Source organism: Roseovarius litoreus, from assembly GCF_900142765.1.
Taxonomy (GTDB): Bacteria; Pseudomonadota; Alphaproteobacteria; order Rhodobacterales; family Rhodobacteraceae; genus Roseovarius; species Roseovarius litoreus.
Map to the genome: position 1 here is coordinate 38,171 of NZ_FRCB01000010.1, position 22,477 is coordinate 60,647.

General features: G+C 54.3%; 21 protein-coding genes, 1 pseudogene and 1 riboswitch. Of the genes and pseudogenes, 20 read left to right on the forward strand and 2 right to left on the reverse strand.

Annotated features, from left to right (window positions below):
• The first annotated feature begins 131 nt into the window (after window positions 1-131).
• Window positions 132-1,706, forward strand: coding sequence for a hypothetical protein (locus F3H35_RS16225; RefSeq protein ID WP_149780594.1), 1,575 nt, complete (start codon window positions 132-134; stop codon window positions 1,704-1,706).
• A gap of 39 nt (window positions 1,707-1,745) precedes the next feature.
• Here F3H35_RS16225 and F3H35_RS16230 read toward each other — a convergent pair whose 3' ends face one another.
• Window positions 1,746-3,275: a hypothetical protein gene (locus F3H35_RS16230; protein WP_149780595.1), complete on the reverse strand. Its 1,530-nt coding sequence runs from the start codon at window positions 3,273-3,275 to the stop codon at window positions 1,746-1,748.
• Between the two features lie 404 nt (window positions 3,276-3,679).
• Between F3H35_RS16230 and F3H35_RS16235 the strand changes: the two genes are divergently transcribed.
• The 7 genes from F3H35_RS16235 to F3H35_RS16265 all read left to right on the forward strand — a co-directional run bounded on the left by F3H35_RS16235 (window position 3,680) and on the right by F3H35_RS16265 (window position 10,748).
• Window positions 3,680-4,618, forward strand: coding sequence for a glycosyltransferase family 2 protein (locus F3H35_RS16235; protein WP_223228450.1), 939 nt, complete (start codon window positions 3,680-3,682; stop codon window positions 4,616-4,618).
• Window positions 4,608-5,471 carry a sulfotransferase domain-containing protein gene (locus F3H35_RS16240; protein WP_149780597.1) on the forward strand — a complete coding sequence of 288 codons (864 nt, stop codon included), beginning with the start codon at window positions 4,608-4,610 and terminating at the stop codon, window positions 5,469-5,471. The genes F3H35_RS16235 and F3H35_RS16240 overlap by 11 nt, the downstream gene beginning before the upstream one ends.
• Window positions 5,468-6,451: a glycosyltransferase family 2 protein gene (locus F3H35_RS16245; protein ID WP_149780598.1), complete on the forward strand. Its 984-nt coding sequence runs from the start codon at window positions 5,468-5,470 to the stop codon at window positions 6,449-6,451. The genes F3H35_RS16240 and F3H35_RS16245 overlap by 4 nt, the downstream gene beginning before the upstream one ends.
• Window positions 6,452-6,582: 131 nt before the next feature.
• Entirely contained in the window at window positions 6,583-7,497 is a 915-nt protein-coding gene (locus tag F3H35_RS16250) for an O-fucosyltransferase family protein (protein ID WP_149780599.1), read from the forward strand.
• A gap of 450 nt (window positions 7,498-7,947) precedes the next feature.
• Window positions 7,948-8,700: a glycosyltransferase family 25 protein gene (locus F3H35_RS16255; RefSeq protein WP_149780600.1), complete on the forward strand. Its 753-nt coding sequence runs from the start codon at window positions 7,948-7,950 to the stop codon at window positions 8,698-8,700.
• 120 nt (window positions 8,701-8,820) lie between these two features.
• On the forward strand, window positions 8,821-9,831 hold the full coding sequence (locus F3H35_RS16260; protein ID WP_188130009.1) for a glycosyltransferase family 2 protein: 1,011 nt from the start codon (window positions 8,821-8,823) through the stop codon (window positions 9,829-9,831).
• Window positions 9,810-10,748, forward strand: a complete 939-nt coding sequence (locus tag F3H35_RS16265) for a hypothetical protein (protein ID WP_149780602.1) — start codon at window positions 9,810-9,812, stop codon at window positions 10,746-10,748. The genes F3H35_RS16260 and F3H35_RS16265 overlap by 22 nt, the downstream gene beginning before the upstream one ends.
• A 208-nt stretch (window positions 10,749-10,956) precedes the next feature.
• Here F3H35_RS16265 and F3H35_RS16270 read toward each other — a convergent pair whose 3' ends face one another.
• Complete coding sequence (locus F3H35_RS16270) at window positions 10,957-11,811, reverse strand: glycosyltransferase family 2 protein (RefSeq protein ID WP_149780603.1); 855 nt, start codon at window positions 11,809-11,811, stop codon at window positions 10,957-10,959.
• A gap of 249 nt (window positions 11,812-12,060) precedes the next feature.
• Between F3H35_RS16270 and F3H35_RS16275 the strand changes: the two genes are divergently transcribed.
• The 12 genes and pseudogenes from F3H35_RS16275 to F3H35_RS16325 all read left to right on the forward strand — a co-directional run bounded on the left by F3H35_RS16275 (window position 12,061) and on the right by F3H35_RS16325 (window position 22,476).
• Window positions 12,061-13,296, forward strand: coding sequence for a glycosyltransferase (locus F3H35_RS16275; RefSeq protein ID WP_149780604.1), 1,236 nt, complete (start codon window positions 12,061-12,063; stop codon window positions 13,294-13,296).
• Window positions 13,293-14,357 carry a glycosyltransferase family 4 protein gene (locus F3H35_RS16280; RefSeq protein ID WP_149780605.1) on the forward strand — a complete coding sequence of 355 codons (1,065 nt, stop codon included), beginning with the start codon at window positions 13,293-13,295 and terminating at the stop codon, window positions 14,355-14,357. The genes F3H35_RS16275 and F3H35_RS16280 overlap by 4 nt, the downstream gene beginning before the upstream one ends.
• A 113-nt stretch (window positions 14,358-14,470) precedes the next feature.
• A complete protein-coding gene (locus tag F3H35_RS16285) occupies window positions 14,471-15,304 on the forward strand; it encodes a glycosyltransferase family 32 protein (RefSeq protein WP_149780606.1) in 834 nt (277 codons plus the stop codon).
• Between the two features lie 124 nt (window positions 15,305-15,428).
• Window positions 15,429-15,542: pseudogene (locus tag F3H35_RS19060) on the forward strand (helix-turn-helix domain-containing protein); the annotation flags it as partial.
• A gap of 207 nt (window positions 15,543-15,749) precedes the next feature.
• Window positions 15,750-16,388 carry a serine O-acetyltransferase gene (locus F3H35_RS16295; protein WP_223228451.1) on the forward strand — a complete coding sequence of 213 codons (639 nt, stop codon included), beginning with the start codon at window positions 15,750-15,752 and terminating at the stop codon, window positions 16,386-16,388.
• A gap of 107 nt (window positions 16,389-16,495) precedes the next feature.
• A riboswitch (SAM-I-IV-variant riboswitch) is annotated at window positions 16,496-16,600 on the forward strand.
• Window positions 16,601-16,646: 46 nt separating this feature from the next.
• On the forward strand, window positions 16,647-17,243 hold the full coding sequence (locus F3H35_RS16300; protein WP_149780607.1) for a hypothetical protein: 597 nt from the start codon (window positions 16,647-16,649) through the stop codon (window positions 17,241-17,243).
• Window positions 17,244-17,359: 116 nt separating this feature from the next.
• A complete protein-coding gene (locus tag F3H35_RS16305; RefSeq protein WP_149780608.1) occupies window positions 17,360-18,040 on the forward strand; it encodes a hypothetical protein in 681 nt (226 codons plus the stop codon).
• Window positions 18,037-18,573, forward strand: a complete 537-nt coding sequence (locus tag F3H35_RS16310) for an HAD family hydrolase (protein ID WP_149780609.1) — start codon at window positions 18,037-18,039, stop codon at window positions 18,571-18,573. Before F3H35_RS16305 ends, F3H35_RS16310 begins: the two co-directional genes overlap by 4 nt.
• A 403-nt stretch (window positions 18,574-18,976) precedes the next feature.
• Window positions 18,977-19,753 carry a WecB/TagA/CpsF family glycosyltransferase gene (locus F3H35_RS16315; protein WP_149780610.1) on the forward strand — a complete coding sequence of 259 codons (777 nt, stop codon included), beginning with the start codon at window positions 18,977-18,979 and terminating at the stop codon, window positions 19,751-19,753.
• A 292-nt stretch (window positions 19,754-20,045) separates the two neighbouring features.
• A complete protein-coding gene (locus tag F3H35_RS18935; protein WP_188130010.1) occupies window positions 20,046-20,195 on the forward strand; it encodes a hypothetical protein in 150 nt (49 codons plus the stop codon).
• 140 nt (window positions 20,196-20,335) lie between these two features.
• Entirely contained in the window at window positions 20,336-21,154 is an 819-nt protein-coding gene (locus F3H35_RS16320; protein ID WP_149780611.1) for a capsular polysaccharide synthesis protein, read from the forward strand.
• An 86-nt stretch (window positions 21,155-21,240) separates the two neighbouring features.
• The gene (locus F3H35_RS16325) at window positions 21,241-22,476 is read left to right on the forward strand and encodes a glycosyltransferase family 4 protein (RefSeq protein ID WP_149780612.1); all 1,236 of its coding nucleotides are present in this window, start codon (window positions 21,241-21,243) and stop codon (window positions 22,474-22,476) included.
• The last annotated feature ends 1 nt before the right edge of the window (window position 22,477 follow it).

Below are 22,477 nucleotides of genomic sequence, written 5' to 3' on the forward strand. Positions count from 1 at the left end.
GCCTTCACGCCTGCGCAGTTCCACAATATAAGATATTAAAGACCAAATTCCTCATAGCGTATAGATCGATTTTAATCTGAATTGCTCAAGACCTAACGTCTCAACGTTCATAAGGCTACCATTCTGAACCCATGACACGTTTCAAAAGCCTTTTTGCGATCATTTGCAGTTCCGTGATCTTCTTTGCTGGACATCGTGCGCAGGCGGATCAGGTTGAACTGCGGCAAGATCAGCTTCAAAGTATCGGGCTGCTGGGATGGATCGCGCCTCAGCTTGAGATACCCCAAGCCGAAGCCAATCTCCCTATTGTCGATCCCAAGGACTCAAGCCCGGCTGCCTCGCTCTTGCGACGCTACGAGGCACGTGGAATTGCGGGCGGCTTGACGGGCGTGGTCTATGACAATCGAGACCGCGATCATTCCAAGCTACCGCAGGCGGCCTTCCCGCAACTCACGCATCTGAGCTATGGGCCTGCGCTTCGCGAACAGGGTTTGGACTACGGCCTGGCTGGCCGGATCATCCTGCCCACCACGGTCATCGGAAACTCGTCAACAGCCTTGACGCAGCGACCATCGGAACGCAGCCAGGCGCGCTTTGCGATGACGACGCCCGGGGGGGCGGAGCGGGCTTTTCTGACCTACGCCAATAACCACCTTTATGTTTACCCTGAGCATCGTGATCATGATGATGCGGATCTGTTTCCGGCAAATTGGCCTTATACGCTGATTAGCCAAGGGTCGTCACATTCAGATATGCCCTTCGTGAAGGCATTGGTGATGACCGTGGCCGCGTTCTCCAGGGAGACGCGCGACTTTCTCGAAGCAGAAAGGCTCGTCGGCCCGACTTTGCAGATGATTTTCCGCCGCAATCAGAAAGGGCTCTATACGCCCGAGCAATACTTGTCTCCGGCGGCGCATCCAACCGTGTATGAGGCAAACCGTCTTGCGCCGGAACGCATGGTGGCGATGGCGGCGGCACTGAAACCTGATGAAATTCCCCCGATGGTTCACATCGACATCGAAGCCGAGGATTTCAGCGATGCGGCGGGGCTTGCCGGTATGTCCGAGCGGCTGTTTCAGACTTCATCGGCCATCGCCCGTGTCTGGCGGTCCGACGCCTACAGCCGGACCATGACCGTTTCCGCCGAGAAAACCGAAGATCCCAATGGACATGCACTCAACTTCAAATGGGTGCTCTTGCGCGGTGATCCTGACAAGGTCCGTATCTCCCCTTTGACCGCCTCGGGCTCGAAGGCAACGATCAGCATCGATTGGCACGATAGCCGACGTATCGCTCCCGGTGAAATGCGCACCACTGACCGTGTGGATATCGGCATATTTGCATGGAACGGTTTGCACTACAGTGCTCCGGGCTTTGTATCGGTCAGCTTCCCGCTGCATCAAATCCGCCAATATCAACCGATTGGGGACCCAAAGACGATGCGCTTGGTATCGGTGGATTATTCAAATCGCGAAAACCTGAAATATGTTGATCCGCTGTTGCACTGGACCGCGAATTGGAAAGACGAATTCACGTATGGGTCCAATGGCGCGATAACGCGATGGCAGCGACTTTTTCCAGATGAGACCATCGTCATTCAAGGAGAGGGGGCCAGATCCGGTGTTCCCGCTCCGCTACACCAGCTTGAACTCGAGGATGGGCGCCCAATTCTTGTCATGCGCAATGCGCTCGAGCCGGAGAATTGACGCGCGTTTGCCTGATTCCATATCGCGGCTCAGGAGCGGTTAGCTTGTACGTGGCCGCCTTTTATGAGGCGGATATGGTGCCTTCGGTTCCGCTGTAGCAGAGATCACGGGGTGTCCGAATGGTTCAGCGCGCTTTGATGGTCTCTTGGCTTCGCAGGTCACAGTCTTTTGAGCTGTCTGATATCGCCCCATCATAGCGCCGGCTACAAGCCAAAGGACGGGGCTTATGGTTCCGTTCGGTATGAGGTCGATAATCCCGATGCTTAGAGTCATCGCAAGGCCGGATGTTGCATATGACAGCTCAAGCCGGCGCCGCATGAAGCCCAGGATAACCAGAGGCAGGCATAACATTCCAAACCTTGCCAGATAACCTAGCCAACCATAGGTGCCTTTTACGATGATCCAGTAGCCATCGGTCGTACTGATGTCTCTGCCACTCTCGTTGTAGACACGCCCGCGCCCCCAGCCCCCCCAGCCAAAAAGTGGCTTCTGGCTGGCTTTCTCAAGCAAGATATCCTCGTTCTTGAAGCGGAAATCCAGAGACTGTGCGCGTGCGGGATCAATGCTTTCGGCGAGGTTGTAGATCGAATTCACAGGAACCCAGCCTGCGCTTCTGGCGAAGGGAAACAACAGAACAAAAACCGCCAAACATGCCGTGAGCAGCAATTGGGTTTTCCGGCCAAGCAACAGCAATGTCGGAACAATTAGCAACGTCAGTGCAAAGGCCCCAAGTGATTTGACCAGGAAAAGAACGGCAAACAGCCAAAGACCGATGAAAAACCATATTTTGCGATGATCTTTCTCGGTGGCTTTGAACAGGGCGAAAGCGGCAATCACCGACATCGCCATAAAGATCGCAAGCCACAAACCGTGGTTCATGAAGACAAGCGGTCTGAACCCATCGCCACGCATATGTTGGCCGAAAGAGTGTGGGAAAAAACCGTAGAAGATTCTGTTGAGCTGTGGACTCATTCTGACTTCGTACAACACAAGAAATGAGTACCCTATCGCTGCCAAGACAATGACCCTCAGCACAGTCTTGTGCGCTTCATCCGAGGCCAGAAATCGTCTGGCAAGAAAGAAGGGGATCAAGGAAAACAGGATCTCCGAATTCATCGACAGCGCATCATAAAGCGACAGCCCGCTTATGAAGCGCGCGCCCTGAATGATCGGCTCCGCATTTGTGAGGGCCGTGAAAAACGGTGGCACAAAAAGCAGGATCACCAAGCCCCGGAACAGCCATTGCCCCCGGACAGGCTCGAAAGAGATCGGCGGAGCAACGGTAATCTTGCGCGCGACACCGCCTGACCCGGCCCGTTGAGAGACTGCATGTGCGGTTTTAGCCTGCCGTGTCACCAGATAACACATAAAGGCCGCCGTTAGTGCGGGCACCAAGTTCTTGTCGACTGCGGGTAACGCAGGAAGGTCGAACCCGGTCCACAGCGGCAGCAACAGATATCCCGCCACGATCGACCAGACCAGTGCCTCACGCAAAGGCAAGCGCTGGAACAGGATGTAGACCACGATGGGCCATGAATAAAGGACTATGTCTGCAAAGGAATTTGACATGCTTCGTACTTAAATCGTCCGATTGGCTTACGGCATGTAAAACCACATACCTTGGCAGAAATATGGATCAAAATAGCACCCCGGCGCAGTCTTCGAAAGTTCGAATGCCCGAACGAAGCGTTTCCTGTCCGCATCACAGCCTTTATAATGGCCTGAAAATGGACGTAACTAAAGCGCTCCGCCTTTAACCTGAGGCATCAGCTATAGTCGGACCGCGTGCAACGATTGAACAAGGCACTGCATTTCGCGAAAATCTGTGATTAAGTTTTTTCGTGAAACGCTTTATTCCAAGAATTGAAAATACTGATGTGAATTTTACGGCCTGGACGCGCTGATACCATGCCGGAACGGAGCAATTTGTGACCTCGCCTGACAAATCGACCACCCCTAGTGTCCAGATAAACGTGTCGATCATCAACTACCGCACGGCGGAGCTGACGCTGCAATGCGTGCGCTCGGTTCTCGAGGATGGCTCGCAGGCTCAATACATGATCACGATCGTCGACAACGCCTCGGGCGACGGCTCGGTGGACAAACTGCGCGGCTTCATCGCCTCGCTGCCCGAGCCTGCCCGCGTTCAACTGGTCGCCTCAGAAACCAATTCCGGGTTTTCCGGCGGGCATAATCAGGGGATCGCGGCCTGCGAGGCGGCCTATCATCTTGTCCTGAACTCCGATGCGGTCCTCAAGCCCGGGTTCCTCGATGCGATCCTCGCCACGGCCGAGGCGCATCCCGAATGCGGGCTTTTCGCACCGCGGATCGAGTATGACGACGGCACCCGCCAGATCAGCTGTTTCCGTTTTCCCTCGCCCAAAAGCGAGCTGATCCGCGGGGCCGCGACCGGGCCGGTCACCCGGCTGTTTCGGTCCCGCGACGTGCCGCTGGACAATCCCCCGAACCCCTCACAGGTCGAGTGGGCCAGTTTCGCCTGCATCCTTCTGCGCGATGAGATGATCCGACAGATCGGCCCGATGGACGAAGGCTATTTTCTCTATTTCGAGGATGTCGAATATTCGTGGCGCGCGCGTCAGGCGGGTTGGCGCATCTGCCTGGCGCCCGAGGCTTGCGCGGTGCATTTCCGTGGCGGAAGCGGGCCGGTCAAGGCGTCGCAAGCCGCCCGCAAGCGCCTGCCGGCCTATTACTATGCCTCCCGAACCCGCGTGCTTTACCAGATGCATGGCCGTGCGGGCCTGCTGATGGCCAATCTCATGTGGCATCTGGGCCGTGGCATCGCGCAACTGCGGCGTTTGGTCGGCAAGCCCGTCCCACCCGCCACCGCACAAGAGTTCCGCGATATCTGGATCAACGTCCTGACGCCGTTGGGGGATCGCCGTGACAGCTAGATCGCAGGACACTCTGCCCGATTTCATCATCCTTGGCGCGATGAAATGCGGCACCAGCACCATGGCGGCGCAATTGGGCGCGCAGGCGGGCCTGTTCATGACCGACCCGAAAGAGCCGAATTTCTTTTCCGACGATCCCGTCTTCGCCAAGGGGATGGGCTGGTATCAAAGCCTTTTTGCCGATGCCGCCCCGGGAGACCTGAAGGGCGAGGCCAGCACGCATTACACCAAACTGCCCACCTATCCCGAAACCCTTTCCCGCATGTCGCAGGTGCTTGAGGCGCCTAAGCTGATCTACATGATCCGCGATCCGCTGGCCCGCGCGGTCAGCCACTATATCCATGAATGGACCATGGGCGTCATCACCGATCCCTTGGATGCCGCGTTGGACAGCCACCCGGAACTGATCTCCTATGGCTGCTATGCCCGCCAGATCGCCCCTTATGCGGACCATTTCGGCGCGGACAATATCCTGATCCTCTCGCTCGAGGATATGCACCGCGCGCCACAGCACAGCTTGCAGCGCGTCTGCGACTTCATCGGCTACACCGCCCCGCCCGTCTGGATCGAGGAAAAGGCCCGCACCAACGCCTCATCCGAGCGTATCCGCCGCTTCCCGCTGCATGGGCTTCTGATCGACAACGTGATCGCCCAAGCCCTGCGCCGGGCGCTGATCCCGCAAGCTCTGCGGGACCGGATCAGGAAAAGCCGCCAGATGACCGAAAGGCCAAGCCTGTCGCCTGAAAACGTCGCACGGCTGCAACAGGTCTTCACCAAGGACTATGCAGAGCTGCGCAGGCTTTTCCCCGACCGCCCCGATCTCGATATCTGCTACCCGTTCGTGGCCTCATGATCGCCGGGCTGACCATAGGGCTGGTTATCATCGGCCGGAACGAAGGCGCGCGGCTGATCCGTGCTCTGGCGTCGGTGCCTGACGGGGTGGACCGCATCGTCTATGTCGACTCCGGGTCGACCGATGGCAGCGTCGACGCGGCCCGTGCGGCGGGTGCCGAGGTGGTGACGCTCGACATGACACAGCCCTTCACCGCGGCTCGCGCCCGCAACGCAGGCGTCGATCGGTTGCGACAGTCGGGCTTGCCCGATGCGATCCAGTTCATGGATGGTGATTGCGAATTGCGCGACGGCTGGATTGCCCATGCCGCAGCCTTCCTTGTGGAAAATCCCACGGCCGCCGTTGCTTGCGGCCGCAGGCGCGAAAGGTTCCCCGAAGCATCCCTCTACAACCGCCTGTGTGACGCCGAGTGGAACACGCCGGTGGGTCGCGCCAAGGCCTGCGGCGGGGACGCTCTGATGCGCATGCAGGCGTTCGAGGCCGTGGGCGGCTTCAACCCAGGCCTCATCGCCGGCGAAGAGCCAGAGCTTTGCGTCCGCCTTCGTGCCGCCGGATGGGAGGTCTGGCGGCTGGATCACGAAATGACATGGCACGACGCCGCGATGATGCGATTCTCGCAATGGTGGACCCGCACCCGCCGTGGCGGCTATGCCTTTGCCTTGGGCGCCTCGCTCCATGGCGCCCCTCCCGAACACCACTGGGTCAGGGAAACCCGCCGCGCTCTGATCTGGGGGGCAGTGCTGCCCTTGGTGCTGTTCCTGGCGGCTGTGCTGATAAGCCCCTGGGCGCTACTGGGGTTGGTCCTTTACCCGCTGCAAATCGTACGGATCGGCCTCAAATCCGGCCCGCCCCTTGATTGGCCACAGGCGTTTTTCATGGTGTTGGGGAAGTTTGCCGAGGCGTTGGGGGTGTTGCAGTTTCACATTGGTGTAATGTTAGGCCAAACCCCGAACATCATTGAATATAAACATGATGGGTGACGAAGTGTGCTCTTGATTACAATGTTGCACTTATGAAAAGATTCTCAAGTCTCACTACTGCGCCTAAGTCCGATGTTTAAAGAAGATTCTCGATTTTAGATTCGCATTGAACGTTTTTAGGAAGCTATTTAATGGCCTTTTCGGTTCGTGAAGCGTTGAAAAGCGTTGCTCCAGTGCCTGTGCTGGACTTTTATAACTTAGGCCGCACTACCCTGCGACGACGTAAAATCATTCAGGCACTGGAAGGCCAGTTCAAAAATGGAGCCGATGGCAAGAAGTACCTCACATATCTTGTGATGCAAGGTATGACCAACCGGATCAAGGCGCATATTGTAGCGGCCCATTATGCTAAATGCTTGGGTCGGACACTGGTTCCAGTTTGGCAGAAAACTCCCGAATGCGCCGCTGAATTCAGTGATTTATTTTCCAACATTCAGCCTGAGTGGTCTTTCGAAACCCTGAAGGTGCTTGGATATAAAGCAAAGACTGACAAGGCCAGCGAAGATCTGGACACCCTTAAGCACGAACAATGTGACCTTCTCGTGCTCGATCTTGATTGGCAGTATATTTACATGAGGAACATGATTGATCGCATTGGCGGTGAAGGCGCATTCGTTGAATTATTCGAAACCAGCTTGACAGTGCGAAGCGATATTTTGACACGAGTAGGGCACGCGGTTTCATCATGGGCACGCCCAATGATCGGTGTGCAAGTGCGTCGCGGTGATTTCGTAAAGTTCCGAATGGCCGTTCCAATTGAACGCTATATCGAAGCTGCAGAATTGGCTTTACAGAGGCGGTCCGATGCGGGGATTTATTTGGCGTCCGACGCCAGCCGCATGGAGCTTGAACCTTTCTTGGAGTATTTTGGAGATAGATGTGTTTTCTCTGAAAGTACTAGACGCGATAAAGGTGATGGTGTGCGAGACGCGATGTATGACCTATTGCTGTTGTCTCGCTGTTGTCATTTGATCCTTACAAAAAATTCCGGGTTTGGGCATATGGCAGCTCAAATCGGTTCTATAACTTACGAGTGGGTTGGATAGGTGGATATGAAGCGTATTAAGAAAGGATTTTTAATCAAAAGCTGAATCGTGAACGCCCTTTATTGTGGTCTTGCGGCATGAGAAGCATTTTAAATCGTTGTTTCTAGATCATAAGTGACTCGAATTTCTTATCCAGTTTGGTTGAACTGATTGCATTTCTGAATGTGCCTAAATACTGGCATCAATCTTCAATGGCTTTAACGGGCCCTCGCTTTAACCATTCGTGAAAACGCTTGAGCGTTGTATGTCAACGTAGATCCAATGTCCGGCGCGCAAAGCGTTCAGAGACTGAAATAAGATTGTGTCGAAAATTAAAATTAAAACCGCAACTTTCCTTACAGCTATTTCAAATGGTGCTCGCTCAATAGTTGATAAAAGTTGAAATTTGAACCACCTAGGCATCTGTTGGGATTTTAGCTAAATTATGTCTAAACTCTTTTTTGGAAAATTATGTTTCAAAAGCGCTATAAAAATGAGAGTGTTGGAGAGAAGATTCTGGACGTTTTCCAGCATATTTATATCATCAATCTTTCCGACCGCGCCGATCGGCGCCGTGAAATAGAAGGCCAATTGGCGCGGGTAGGTCTCAGCACCGGGCATCCTTCGATATCGTTTTTCAATGCTGTCAAGCCATCCGAAGCGGGTGGTTGGCCGTCCGTCGGTGCCCAAGGTTGCTTCATGAGCCATCTCGGTGTGCTTGATTTGGCGTTGGAAACCGGCTTGGACCGTGTTTTGATATTGGAAGACGACATGGACTGGACATCCAGATTCATTCATGCTGGCGTGAACGCACTGGAGGAACTGGACCGTAAAACTTGGCATTTTGTTCATGGCGGTCTTAGGTCGTCGAATGCCAGAAACGCAGGACCGGTCCTTCGGCCGCTTTCGCCTGAGACTGGTTTGACGCAGACACATTTCATCGGCCTCGCTGCTCCCGCGATTGGGTCTGCCGCCGCATATCTCAAGACAATCGCATCTCGCCCCCCTGGCCATCCGGAAGGCGGACCGATGCATGTAGATGGAGCATATTCTTGGTTCAGAAAAAGCAATCCGAACTTAGGCGCTTACTACTTCGAGCCCGAGATCGCTGTGCAACGGGCCTCGCGGACTGATATACACTGCAACAAGTGGTATGACGTAATGCCCGGATTTGCCCAAGCGGCGCATTGGTATCGCACATTATTCAATAAAATTAACCGTTAGTAATAAAGATGCGCCTTTTCAGAATGTCTAAGCCGCTTAAAAAGCTAAAGCTAAAGCTACGCATAAAGCGACCATCAGGCGCGCTCGATTGTCCTTAGGTTCTCAAATGCAGACTATTGGTTGGTACGAGTATTCTCTGTTTTTCCCTTTTTTGGGAGCGAATTTGAAAAATGGGGTGACGCAGTGGAAAGGCCTTTAATTACAATTGCATTATTTGCCTTCAATCAGCAACAATCTGTGCGCGAAGCGGTCAAAGGAGCGTTTTCTCAGGCGTATAGTCCATTAGAGATCATTTTATCAGATGACGGCTCAAGCGACAGAACTTTTGAAATAATGTGCGAAATGGCCGCATCATATGATGGCCCCCACTTCGTCAAGGTGCGCAGAAGTGACAAAAATAAAGGGTTGATCCGCCATATAAACGACGTCGCTGGGGTCTCATCTGGCGAAATAATTGTTATGGCTGCAGGAGATGATGTCTCATTGCCTTATCGGGCTGAACATGTGGCTAAAGTCTTCACCGACTATCCTAATATTTTTGCACTTTATACTGGATTTTTCGACATGAGGTTAACTGATGTTGATGAAACTCTTTTATCTCCTATGGAACTCCCAGTATTCCTGAGGACGATCACGTTGTCTCAACATGCATTCCTAGGTGGAGGTACGGGAAATGGGGCAACGTATGCTTACCGCCGGGACTGCTTCCACTGGCCCGCTGCAATCCCCGACGAGTGCCAAACAGAGGATAGAATTCTCCCAATGCGCGCTGCAATTCTTGGTGACGTTGCATATTCTACAGCGCGAACCGTGCTTTACCTTACGCGAGCCTCAGGCGATAGTTGGGCTGAAAGAGGGCTAGACCCACTGAATTTAAAGTCTCATGTGAGAGCACTGTTGCGTGAGTTAAAACTAGCTAGGAAATCGCAAAAACTGAGTTTTTGGGAGTTCTGTAGGTGCTGGTTAATAATCAGGGTTAGGCATGCCACTTATTGTCCTCCAACGTATGACAATGTGAATTTTTTTCTTAAACCAAGGTGCGCCTTGCGATATTTTTACAGAAAACTAGGGTCCGCGGCCTGCAAACCACTTGTAGCAAAAAGCAAGCCATGGAACGGGCTGTTGCCTTGAATCAGGGTCATTTTTTTGTTCTTATTGGTCCGCCGAAAACGGGAACCACTAGTCTCCAGCTGGCATTTGAGGAATTTGCAGGTGCCGGTTTGGTTTACGGTGGTGCATATCAGCCACGCAGCCGTAACGCTGGCAGTCTGGCAGAAAGTATGCACGAATGGATACTCTCTCAGCATATATCTACGGTTGAAACGGATGTGACGCTGAAAGGGCACCTGCAACGCGCCCTTCAAGATGGTAGCATTATCTTGGTGTCTGAAGAATTTTTTACTGTGACATCCGATGGCGTCTGTTGGATTGAAAAGATTGGATCCCTTGGTAAACTTCTCTCCGGACTTTCCGTTACGGTATTGGTCACTCTGCGTGATCCTCAATCTGCTCTTCCTTCGCTCTATCAAGAAGTGTTCCACTCGCTTCCTTTCCATGAGCAGTGGAGCTATCGGGCCTTTTGTCGTGGAAACGCCGCCCGATGCTATGATTATGACTTCCTTGAGCACAAGCTTATAGCGGCTGGATTGACAGATATCCGTTACCTAGATTTTGACGTTCTAAAGAAAAACGCATTAACGACCCGCCATCTTTTTGAAGAAAAGGATAGGTTCGCTGCGGCAGCAATCCAAATTGGGAGCCACAACCCTGGATCTAAAAGTAATGCGTCTGGTTCAATTCGTGATGTACGTCCGATCCGTGTTGAAAATTTATTTTTAAATACATTCTTGGGCAGGTTTTGGACCCCTGGTAAGGCGCAAAGACCTAGCTTGGTCTCCGGATTTCTCTCCAAGATGTCCAAGATTGAGCTTCGGAGCGGGGGCTATAAAAAGCTTCAGTGTCCGAAGGCCCGATTGCGGGTTTTACACCAGTCGTATTGGGGCAAACTTAGATTGATCTCTACCAGCAACGCTGTAGAAGAGGAATAGGTTTTATCTACCGCACCACCCTTATAAACTTGCTCTTTCAACTATCCAGCGGCGACGTGTTTTTGAAGTTTTGAAGGCGAAGGCGTTATACGGTTTGATACAAATAGCTCTTGATATGCAACGAAGCCAAACTCGCAAAAATTGTTCCGGTCTAGGTGCCTGGTCCGAATTGAATTAAGTCTTTGCCAATAGGATGCACGGTAAAGAACTATCGCCCCCGTGCCCACTGCCTTCTTGCGGGCGACAGACGCACGGCTACTGAAACGCCTCCATAGACGCAAAACCCGACTGGGTCCCGCAAAAAAAGTCCGATGATATCGGTCTTCCTCAAACGCTTCTTGTCGTCATGTCTCACCAATTCCGGATACAAGTTCACAATTTCAGCAACCCCATCGTCTTGCCGCCGGCGCACCTTGATCAGATTGCCAAAACCCTCAACCATCGGCCAATGATACTTGGGCAAGACCTCGATCCGTTCCTCTGGGGCGAAGTTCAGCCTGACATATGTATCGTCCGAGATGATATCCGGAAACGCCTGCCAACGTTCCCGGCCCGGACGGTTGACCGCGAAAAGCCCTGCGCCAACCGCACCACCCTGAACGAAAGGAAGTTTTTGCCAAAACCTCGCATACTGCCGAGTTACCCAAGTTTGGGCCTCGGTCACTTTCAATGTTCCGGTTGCATAAAGCGGCTCATCTCGCGCGAGGACCTCGCGCAACGCCGCGAACATGTCTGTGTCACAGACGACGTCGGCATCAAGATAAACCATAAACTGGCCCTTTGCGGCCTGATCCCCGGTATTGAGCGCATGGATCTTGCCCGGTTTGGGTTCTTCGATGACGCGCAAGTCCCATCCTCGCGCCTCAATGCCGCCGCGCGTCGCCAACGCCGCGCCCACCGTGTCGTCAGTGCAGGCATTGGCCACCACTATGACCTCGACATCTCCGGCCTCATCATCCTGCCCCAATAGACTGTTCAGACAGTCGCCAATATACCCCGCCTCGTTTCTGGCGGCGATAATGACGCTCAGCAAATTCGGGTCGTGTTCTTGACTGACAGTCATGGCGTGCTCGTGATCTGACAAATGGGGCGCTCAAAAATACTCGACCGTGGAAATTCTTGATACTTGAATAAATGTCACGAAACCTCTTCCTTTGACACTCATGTCTTTTCCCGAGTTCTCAAAACGTAACCCTACCGTTATTTATGCTTTATCCATCGAACGCAAAAACAGGATTTCCCGACCTCCACCTTTCTGCACAAACCGGCAGACACGCCAAGATCAGGCAGGCAACCTGCCGCAGGACATTTTATGAAGATCGGCTATTTGTTGAATACATATCCGGTGACCAGTTCCACTTTCATCCGCCGGGAAATCCGGGCGCTGGAAGGGCAGGGGGTCACCGTGATGCGCTATGCGGTCCGGCGTTGGGCGGATGCGCTGGTGGACCCGCTTGATCGCGAGGAACAGTCCAAGACCCGCTATCTTCTCACCGGGCAGGTTCCGCGCCTGCTCACCCGAGCCATGGCCGAGGCGGTGACCAACCCGATTGGCCTTGCGCGCGCCATCGGCACCTGGGGCAGGCTGGTGCGCAATGCAGGCGGCGGTGTGGTGCGGCACGCGGCTTATCTGCTCGAAGCGGTCTCGCTCAGGCGGCAGGCCAAGGCGGACCGGATCGAGCATATCCATGCTCATTTCTCGACCAATGCCGCTGCGGTGGCGCTGCTTTGCTATCGCTTGGGCGGGCCGAGCTATAGCTTCACCGCGCATGGCCCCGATGAATTCATCGACTGGGGTCGCTCGTCTCTGGCGCTGAAAGTGGCCGAGGCCCGGTTCGTCGCCGCGATCTCGCATTATTGCCGGGTGCAGCTGACGCTTGCCGCCGGGATGGAGCATTGGGACAAGATCCATATCGTGCGCTGCGGGCTGGACCTGTCCGAGTTTCCGCCAAGCAAGGCAGGCTTTGACGCCTCGGCGCCGTTTGTCTGCGTGGGCCGGCTCTGTCCGCAAAAGGCGCAGGTGCTCATCGTCGAGGCGACCGCTCGCGTCGTTCTCTCCCACCCCAAAGTGAAGGTCCGTCTGATCGGCGATGGCGAAAGCCGTGCCAATGTAGAGGCGGCGATTGCCAGGCATGGGCTCGAGGGCAATATCGAGCTTATGGGCTGGCAGGCTAACGATGTGGTGCGGGCGGAACTGGGCCGCGCCCGCGCGCTTCTCTTGCCCAGCTTTGCCGAGGGGCTGCCTGTGGTCATCATGGAGGCCCTGGCCCTCGGCCGTCCCGCCATCTCGACCTATATCGCGGGCATCCCCGAGCTTGTGGATGAAAGCTGTGGCTGGATCATACCGGCCGGGTCGGTCGACCATATTGCTCGGGCATTGACGGACTGCCTCGAAACCCCGTCGCAGGCGCTTGCCGACAAGGGCGCCACTGGCCGCGCCCGCGTGCAGAGCGCGCATGACATCGACACCAACGCCCGAACCCTCGCCACCTGTTTCGCTGCCGCGAAACAGGTATCCGGTCAACCACGCGGAGGCAGTACGCGATGAAAATCACCTTCGTCAGCCCGGCGCCCAACCTGTCCGGGGGTATCCGCGTGATTGCGATCTATGCGGATCTGCTGACCGAGATGGGCCATGACGTGACCGTCGTGGCGCGCGTGCCGCCAAGGCCGGGCGCCAAAGCTGTCGCCAAAGGGTTGATCAAGGGACGCCTTCCCCGAAAACGCGGCGCAAGCCATTACGACGGCCTCAAAGCACGGCTGCATCTGGTGGAAACGGACATGCCGCTGACAGATAAGGACATCCCCGATGGCGACGCCGTCATCGCGACGCTGTGGGAGACAGCCTATATGGTGGCGGGTCTGTCCGATGCGAAAGGCCGGAAATTTTATTTCGTCCAGCATCACGAGGTGCATAGCCCGAACCTGTCGCATTTCAGCGCTGGTTCATACTATCTGCCACTAAAAAAAATAGCTGTTTCCGGCTGGTTAGTGTCCGCTATGCGGGATCTTTATGGTGATCACGACGTCTCGCTCGTTCCGAACGCGGTAGATCCATCACTTTTTTTCGCAGCATCCCGAGATAAACGAACTAGGCCAACAGTCAGCATGATGTATTCTAAAACATCATTTAAAGGCACAGATACCAGCCTGAAAGCGGTGAATTTGGCTCGCCAAGTGCTTCCTGACATACATCTTTTGGCATTTGGCTCGCAAAGGCCAAGCCCTGATCTGCCCTTACCTCCTGATACCACATTTTATTTTAGCCCCCCACAAACTTCACTTCGCGATATCTATGCTGCTTCCGACCTCTATCTCTTCGGCAGTCGCTTTGAGGGCTTTGGTCTTCCGGTACTTGAGGCGATGGCTTGTCGCTGCCCAGTCGTCGCCACGCGTGCCGGCTGCGCCCCGGACTTTATCCTGCATGGCAAATCTGGTTATTTAGTAGACGTGGACGATCCCGAGTCCATGGCGGAGGCTATCGTTGATGTTTTGTGCCTCGATAACTGCGCTTGGAAGGCCATGTCACTTGCAGCGTTTCAGGCGGTTGAGGGCTATCAATGGACAGACGCTGCAAAAAGGTTTCTGGCGTGTTTGCAGCCCACGTAAAAAATTTGATGTTTTCTCTTCCAGAAGGAAAACATGCTGTGAACTCGAAAAGAACTCGACTGTACCAAACCTATGGCTTGAAGGATTTTAAAGAGTTTAAGAAGGATCCCTGAATGAACATACCCAAAGTAATACACCAAATTTACCTTGAAGGATGGAGTTCGTTGCCGCAAGTCACACAGAAATCAATTTCGCAGCTGCGATACAGGAATCCAGATTGGGAATATAGATTTTATGATGCTGATGCGGCCCAAGGCTTTATTCTAGCGAATTTTAGCGATCAGGTTGTTTCGGCATATTTGAAAATTAATCCAAATTACTATGCGTGTCGTGCTGATTTGCTCAGGTATCTTATTCTCTACCAATTCGGAGGAATTTACCTGGACATTAAATCCACGTCGGTAATGCCATTGAGCGACATGTTAATGGAAGGAGATCAATATTTGCTGGCACAATGGCCCCCGTATCGTGACAAGCCCGCTGGGACACAGGACGCTCCAGAGTTGAATAGCATCCGTGGAGGGGAATTCGTCAATTGGCTTATAGCTGCCGAGCCTAAACACGAGTTTTTAAAGGCGGTGATAAGCCGCGTGTGCGATAATATTAATTCATATCAGCCTTTTAAGTGCGGAGTTGGCAAGGCGGCCGTTTTAAGATTATCCGGCCCAATAGCTTATACTTTGGCGATAAATCCAATTATAAAAAACCATCGTCATCGATTTATCGCATATGAAGATTTTGGCATAGCTTATTCAATACACGGCGGCCACAACAAACATGAAAAACTTTACGGAAAGCATTATTCAGAGTTGGTGAATCCTATTGTGCAAACTTGCTTGTTCAACACATTTTTTTCCATTCTATGGTTTGGTAGGATCAAGCCCGCCGCGCGATTTGTAATGTGGAAAGTTGATGGTCTTCGTCGGAGAATACGCAGTTTCAACTAGGTTGAAGAGCGGTTCCGGCTCGTAGATTGGAATGCCCCAGTGAAGTGGTCCACCAACCGGGATAGGATTATTCCGCAATTTGGAGAACTAGAGAATGGCTGGAAAGCGATAGAAGCCGGAAGACATCTTATCGAAACTGCGTCAGATCGAAGTTCTGCAAGGGCAAGGCATGACGATCGCGGATGCGGCGCGCCAGATCGGTGTTACGGAGCAGACGTTTTATCGCTGGCTGCGGAAGCTGTTCGTCTAAAATGCCCGGAGTGTCGAATACCTTGTCCGGAACCGGTAAATACCCTTGGCCCGATTGGGACTTGCTCCGAAGGCGAGAACGCATGCCAATGTAGCCGGTGTTGCGATACAAATACGTTTGCTCTGATTGACTGGGCCGCGCTGACAAAGGACGAACCCTGCCCACCGAGCGCTCTGCGCAGCGTAATGGACTTGAATGGCGGCGGGCAATTACTGGTGTTTATTGGAATTTTATAAGGTTAAAATTGTTTTTGGATTGAGTGAACGCGGCTTGAATAGGATGACGCGCGAAAATGCAGGCGGAAAAGGTCCTATGTCCAATACTGATGATTCAGAGATTTCAGCACAAACACCGGACTGGTCGAGGGAAAAGCCACGCAGATTCTGGGATCCCTCTCGAAAATTGCTGCGGTCAATCCGCGGATATCAGGCTTTGGGCGCCCATTCGTCGCCGCTGTCCCGGATCAAGCAAAAATGGTGGGTCCTGCAGCACAAGTTCTGGTCTGTCATCACGCAGGCCGAGATCCCGTTGAATTGTCGGATCGAGGGCGGTCTGATGCTTCCGCATCCCAACGGTGTTGTCATTCATCCCGAGGCCAGGATCGGCTCCAATTGCCTGATCATGCAGCAAGTCACGATCGGAACGCGTGAAGGTGGAGGCGGCTTGCCCAGTATTCAGGGCCATGTCGATATCGGCGCCGGCGCGCGCATCCTGGGTAATGTCCGCATAGGCGAGCATTCCCTGATCGGTGCGAATGCCGTTGTCACAAAAGATGTGCCCCCGCACAGCATCGCGGTTGGCGTGCCCGCGCGTGTGAAGCCGCGTCGGAATTGAAAGGCAGTCATTGGCAGCAATAAAAGCCGACTTCTTAGCCTAGATTTCAAAAATTGGCTCTAAGATAAAATTGTCGTTTTCACGGCCCTGCAGCCTGTGGTAATGTGATGGCACATCAAGAACGAGGCCTGTGCCTCTACCAACCTGCTAATCCCGGCAAGGTGGTGTCCGAACAAGGAGATGTGGCCATGACGGCAACCAAGGGGATCATTTCCCACTCTTCGGTCTTCCACATGCCGGTCTCGATAGGAGATCGCTATGTTGACACGACGTGTGTTCCTGGCCGTCGCGGCCAGTCTGACCGGTCTCGGGACGATGACGGGCTTGCCCGCGTTGTCCCGTCCACTGCAGCCATTGAGGGACACCCGGCGCCCTCTGCGGCTCGGGCTGCATGCTGACCCGCAAGGCCGCCTGATCATCGCGAGCGACGCGCCGCCCTGCCTTCAGCCGCTTATACGGCCCGAGGCGGTCGATAGCGTTTTCGGTGAGGGCACCAACGACAGCCTGACGCAGCCCGACCACTGGCGCATGATCGAGACGGGCATGTTTTCAGGGGAGGCGCTCTATACCCCGTCGGAGCAGGACGCGGCGTTTCACATGTGGCACGCCTGTCACAAACCGACCTCGGAGGCTTATGAGGCGCTGATCGGGCTGTTCGAGGAGGGCACAGGGTCGCTCTGCGGGTGGCACGTGCCCGAGTTCGGGCTGAGTTTTGTGGAACATCCCTGCACGCCACGGCTTGCCTTGGTGACCTTTGACCGGCTGGAGGACATCCCGCGCCTGGCGAAGGCGATTACCGCACGAGACAAAAGTATCACGCTTGATCCGAGGCCCCGATCGGCGCTGCGGATTTGACCTTTATGGCGCCAGCGGCCGGACACTCTTCCTGATCCTCTGGTGTCGATCATTGAGCAACCTCACCGCTGGCCGCTCGTGGCCTGCATGACTGACAACAAAAGGAAGACTGACCCATGAATCAAATAGCAACGACACCCCCGACACCGACCGATGCTGCCCAGTTCGGGCTTGCCTCGTTCCTCGACCTTCTGCCACAGCGCACACCCCTGCTGGGGCAATGCGTAACCTCCTATGAGCGCTTCAAGCTTGCGCATCTGCGGGACTTGCACCCCACGACAGCTCTTCAGACCACAGTGGCGGAAAACCTGATCGCCAATGAGTGGGAGTTGCAGCAACTTCGACGCATGTTGGATCGTGAGACAGCCCATCGACTGGCAAGTTCGATCAAGAAGCCTGCATATCTCGCGCTGGAGCAGGCGCATGAAGACAAGTTGGATGCAGAGTTTCACGAGTGGGTTTCCGCAGGCAACGATCGGGATGAGTGGGAAGGCGAGCCGTTCGATGAAAGTGATGCGACGGCAGACGCCCTGGAGCTTGCGCGCCAGGCGCTGTCAACCGATCCGGATGAGCTTGCCAAACTCGAGGCCAAGCTGGCGGCGATGGGAGTTGATGTGGTGTACTTGATGGCACAAGTGCATATCCATGTCACAGTCACCGCTCAAAATCTTGGCATCCAAATTCGGAACCTCGAGAAACGCCGTCGAGAAATCAAGGCGGAATTCGATGCGCTGCAAAAGGCATCTCCGATCCGCGCGGCCATGGAGGCGATCGAGGATGCGGAGATTGTCGAATGACCTCTGCCAGGCAGATCACGGCGAACCGGGCGAATGCTCAAAAAAGCACGGGCCCGCGCACGCAGACCGGCAAGACCAGGGCGGCGGGCAATGCCCGCCGCCACGGGCTGACCTCTGCGCCGCCGCTGGACTTGGTGCGGGCATGGCTGAGGGTGATCCTTGACACCACCGAGGCGCCGCCACTGATCGATTTGAAGAAGACCGAACGGGGGCGCCTCGCGCTCAACCTCGCCATGGCAGAGGCGCATCTCAGGCATCTCAGTGTGCAAAACGTACGTCGGCTTGCAGAGGCCGAGGAGCCGGATCCTATCTACAAATGGGTCGAGCTGCTCGAGGATGACTGCGCGCATTTCAGCTTTCCCAAGGAGGCCGTGCGGTACCTTGTCAGGCTCCGTATGCGTGAGCACAAGCAGAGCATTGCTCGCATGGCGCGGCTGCATAAGCGCTATACCAAGGAGGCGATATCCGCCCGAAACCGTGCCTTCCGCGCCTGGGTGGCCTGGCTCGAGACCAATCTTGCACCAGAGTTGTAAGTCGCAGTCTATCATGGCAAACACATGCCCATGGATGACCGCTCAACGCCCTTCACCCACAGGGCCCCAAAGCCCTGCCAGCATTGCAGGTATAAAGACCCATGAACCACGCCGGCCCGATCCATGATAACGCCAGAAACCCGATTTACCGAAACGAACCCAATTGCTCGGCAATGGATAAATTGCCGAACGTGCGGTAGGGCGGATGACAAGTGGAAGGGTTGGAAAGACAAGACCGGCCCCGCTTTTGCGGATATTGATACATTGATAATCACCGCCACGCCCGAGCTATTCCCGTCTTCGGTTATCAGCCACTCTAGCTTTCCGCGTGGCGATGCGCCTGCAGGCCCAACCAAGCGACTTTTCTCTGGAAAAATCGGCGACGCCAGATAGACAAGACGGCATGACACTCCCACCCGAGCCATTGGCGAACCCTTACGTCCTGTCGCTGGTCAACACGCCTGACCGCAGCACGCTGCTCGCCGCCCTGAAACAGCGGCTGGATGAGGGCACGGGCTTCACCGTCGCCACTCTCAACCTCGACCATATCGTGAAGCTCCGCCAGCACCCCGCCTTTCGCGACGCCTATGCCAGGCATTCGCATGTCGTGGCCGATGGCAACCCGATCGTCTGGCTGCGACGTGTCATGGGGCAGCCAGACGAGCTTGTGCCCGGCTCCGAACTGGTGATGCCGCTGGCCGATCTGGCGCGGCAGGCGGATGTTCCCGTCGCCCTTCTTGGCGCGACCGACGCCACCCTTGCCCTTGCCGCGGAGCGTATGCAGGCGGATCTCCCTGGCCTTCGGATCGTGGCGCGGATCGCACCACCCTTCGGCTTTGATCCTTCAGGCGCCGAGGCGGACCGCATCCTGTCCGAACTTGACGCAAGTGGTGCGCGGCTGTGTTTTCTGGCGCTTGGCGCGCCGAAACAGGAAATCCTCGCGATAAGGGGCGCGGAGAAGCTGCCTCGCTGCGGGTTCGTGTCGATCGGCGCCGGGCTCGATTTCATCGCCGGCACGCAACAGCGCGCGCCCGTCTGGGTGCGTCGGATCGCGATGGAATGGTTCTGGCGCATGGCCACCAATCCGGTGCGGCTGACCAAACGCTACGCACAGTGCTTCGCGATCCTGCCGGGGCTCTTCTGGTCGGCCCGTCGCGCGCGCATGACCCGGCAGGATTAAAGCGTTTCGCGAAAAACCTGGCTCACAGATTTCGCGAAATGCAGTGCCCCGTTCCATCGTTGCACGCGTTCCGCCTTTAGCTGATGCCTCAGGTTAAAGGCGGAACGCTTTAGGCCAAAACCCGCATAGCTCTGCATCTTCGCCTTCTTTTCAACAATTTTCCGCGTAATGTAATCAAAATGGGAAATCACTCGACTTGATGTCAGAGGATCGAATGCAAAAAGAGCAGTTTCTGAAAGCGGCACAACCTGTCCCCGAGCACCTTCGCGGCACGCGCCAGGGCCTTTTCCATATGCTGAACGCCGCAGTCGACACACCGTCGCGTCCGGCGCCGTCGGCGCGGCCCGAGCCGATGCGGCTGGTCGATACACCCAAACGCCCCTCTCCGGAAAATGGCGTCCAGACCATTCTGCAAAGCGACGATTTCATTTTTTCGGATTGAAAAATCTTTAGATGAATTGCTGAGCTGTTACTGGATAACTCAGCGAAAAAAGTTGAAAAAAGAAAGTCTCTCTGGCACCTGTAGTAGCAGTTAAATACTTGCAACGTAGTTGTAGTTGCTGGGATCAGTAGAATTAATTCATGTCTAAAGAAGTTCCAAAGCGTATTTACAGCTTTTGGCTGCAAGGTGCTGATCAGGCGCCAGAGATAGTTCAATTCAATTGGCGTTGTTGGCGTCAATTGAATCCAGATTACCAACTTATTGTACTAGATGGCGAGGCTGCAAAGAATACTCTCGCTGACTTGCCTGAGCATCTTCAGAATTTAATTCCCCAAACTTACTCCGATATCTTACGATATCACCTTCTCAAGACATTTGGCGGTATTTGGGTGGACGCAACAGTTTTTCCAGTTCGTCCGTTGAGTGATTGGTTGCCTAGCGCAATTGATGGCTCTGACTTTTTTACATTTTCCTTTCCTGATGAGGATCGGTTGTTGGACAACTGGTTTCTTGTGGCGCGACCGGGGTCTCTGGTAATGGAGCGGTGGTTCGCCGCCGTCCTCGAGTATTGGAGTTGCGAGAGAAGAATGTTGGGCGCCGAAGAGGCGGTCTGTAATGATGCTATCCAGACCCTTGAGGCGACGCGGAAAGGTGGAAGCTTGGAAGGTCGATATCAGTACTTCTGGTCGCACTACCTTTTTGCCGAATTGGTCCAGACAGATCCTGAATTTAAAAGATCTTGGCAACGGATGAATAAGATTGCAATCGGCCCTGCGACAGCCATGCAATGGTATTTTTTGCGAAACGAGCAGCCAATCAGATCTCTTGTTCTGAGTATCCTACCATCCCTTCATCGCGCAAAACTGAAGGGCTACAGTCTTGGATCACCGGTTCACAAGTTAAATTGGAGGAAGTCGTATCCAACTCACCTCCTAGAAGCGATTAGCTCAGCGATATGAGACTAACTTATTGAAAAGTAAATAATTACAGAGCAAGGAGCACCAGACTATGGAATATGCTAGATTCATAAGACTAGCACAATAATATGATACGAGGTCCGTACACCCTATTTACGCGTATTCCTGTTTATCTTTCTGATGATGGACGTCTGTTCGCGGATCAGTTGTGGTGCAAGGATCTTGAACTGCATACCGAATATATAGCGCCTTTTGCGCTTTGCTGTCCGGTCTTACCGCTCACTGCGGCACCAGAGGATGCAATCGAGGTTCGAAGCCTCACATCAAATCAGGTTGTTTCGTTGCGGCAGGATGGTGGGCTGAAGTCTACACTGTCGAACTTTTTTCCGAATTTTCGCACTGTTTTTGCAGCTGTTCGCCTGAGCCGCGTAGTCCATTCCGGAGGTGCAGGGTGGGCTTTCCCTCTGTCTTTTTACATTCTGCCACTTTCTCTCATTTTCCGGTTCCAATGGGTTATGGTCATCGAGTCGTCTTTTTGGATGAAGCCTGTTGCTCGTCGACCTTCCATTCGCGAGTGGCTGACGCACCATGTTCACTCAGTGCTGCTCCGAGCTTGTCTGCGCCGTGCGGACGCCCGAATATTCACACAAGAAGCTTATCGGCGTTACTTTGATATTGAAACGGAAAGAAGCCTAATTGCTCCCGCAGTGTGGGTTGACGAAGACAATATAATTTCGAACCGTGAACAGCTCTTGCGCCTTGCCGAATTGCCGGACGATGACATCCGCATTCTCTTCCCTGCCAGATTGGTGAAAGACAAAGGAATAGACATCGTGCTTGATGCTATTGAGTACGCGGAGGAGTTATTGATCGATAACCCATTGGCCGAGGGCAAACGGATCACACTTGATATAATTGGCTCTGGCCCGCTAGCTGATGTTTGTCGCCGTTTTGCCGAAAGCCATCGTGGCATTATCAAAGTCGGATTTAGGCCCCCGCTGCCTTATGGCGCACCCTTCTTGAATCTCCTTCGGGAATATCATGCGGTTCTTTTGGCCAATCGCCAACAGGAACAGCCTCGTGTGATTTTTGATGCTTTCAGCCAGGGAGTCCCGGTAATCTCCAGCGCCACGTCAGGGGTGTGCGATATCGTACACGAGGGGCAGGATGCGCTACTATTTGATGTGGAGAATGCCCAAGACTTGGCACAACAGATCCAAGCTTTCAGCACCTCTGCCGACCTTCGACGCTCGCTTGCTATGAACACATTGGCGGCGGTGCGTGGCCGTTCGCACGCCAGCATGCACCGTTTACGTGAAGATTTCCTGGCCTCAACTCTGCAAACAGCTGATCAAGCTACGTGAA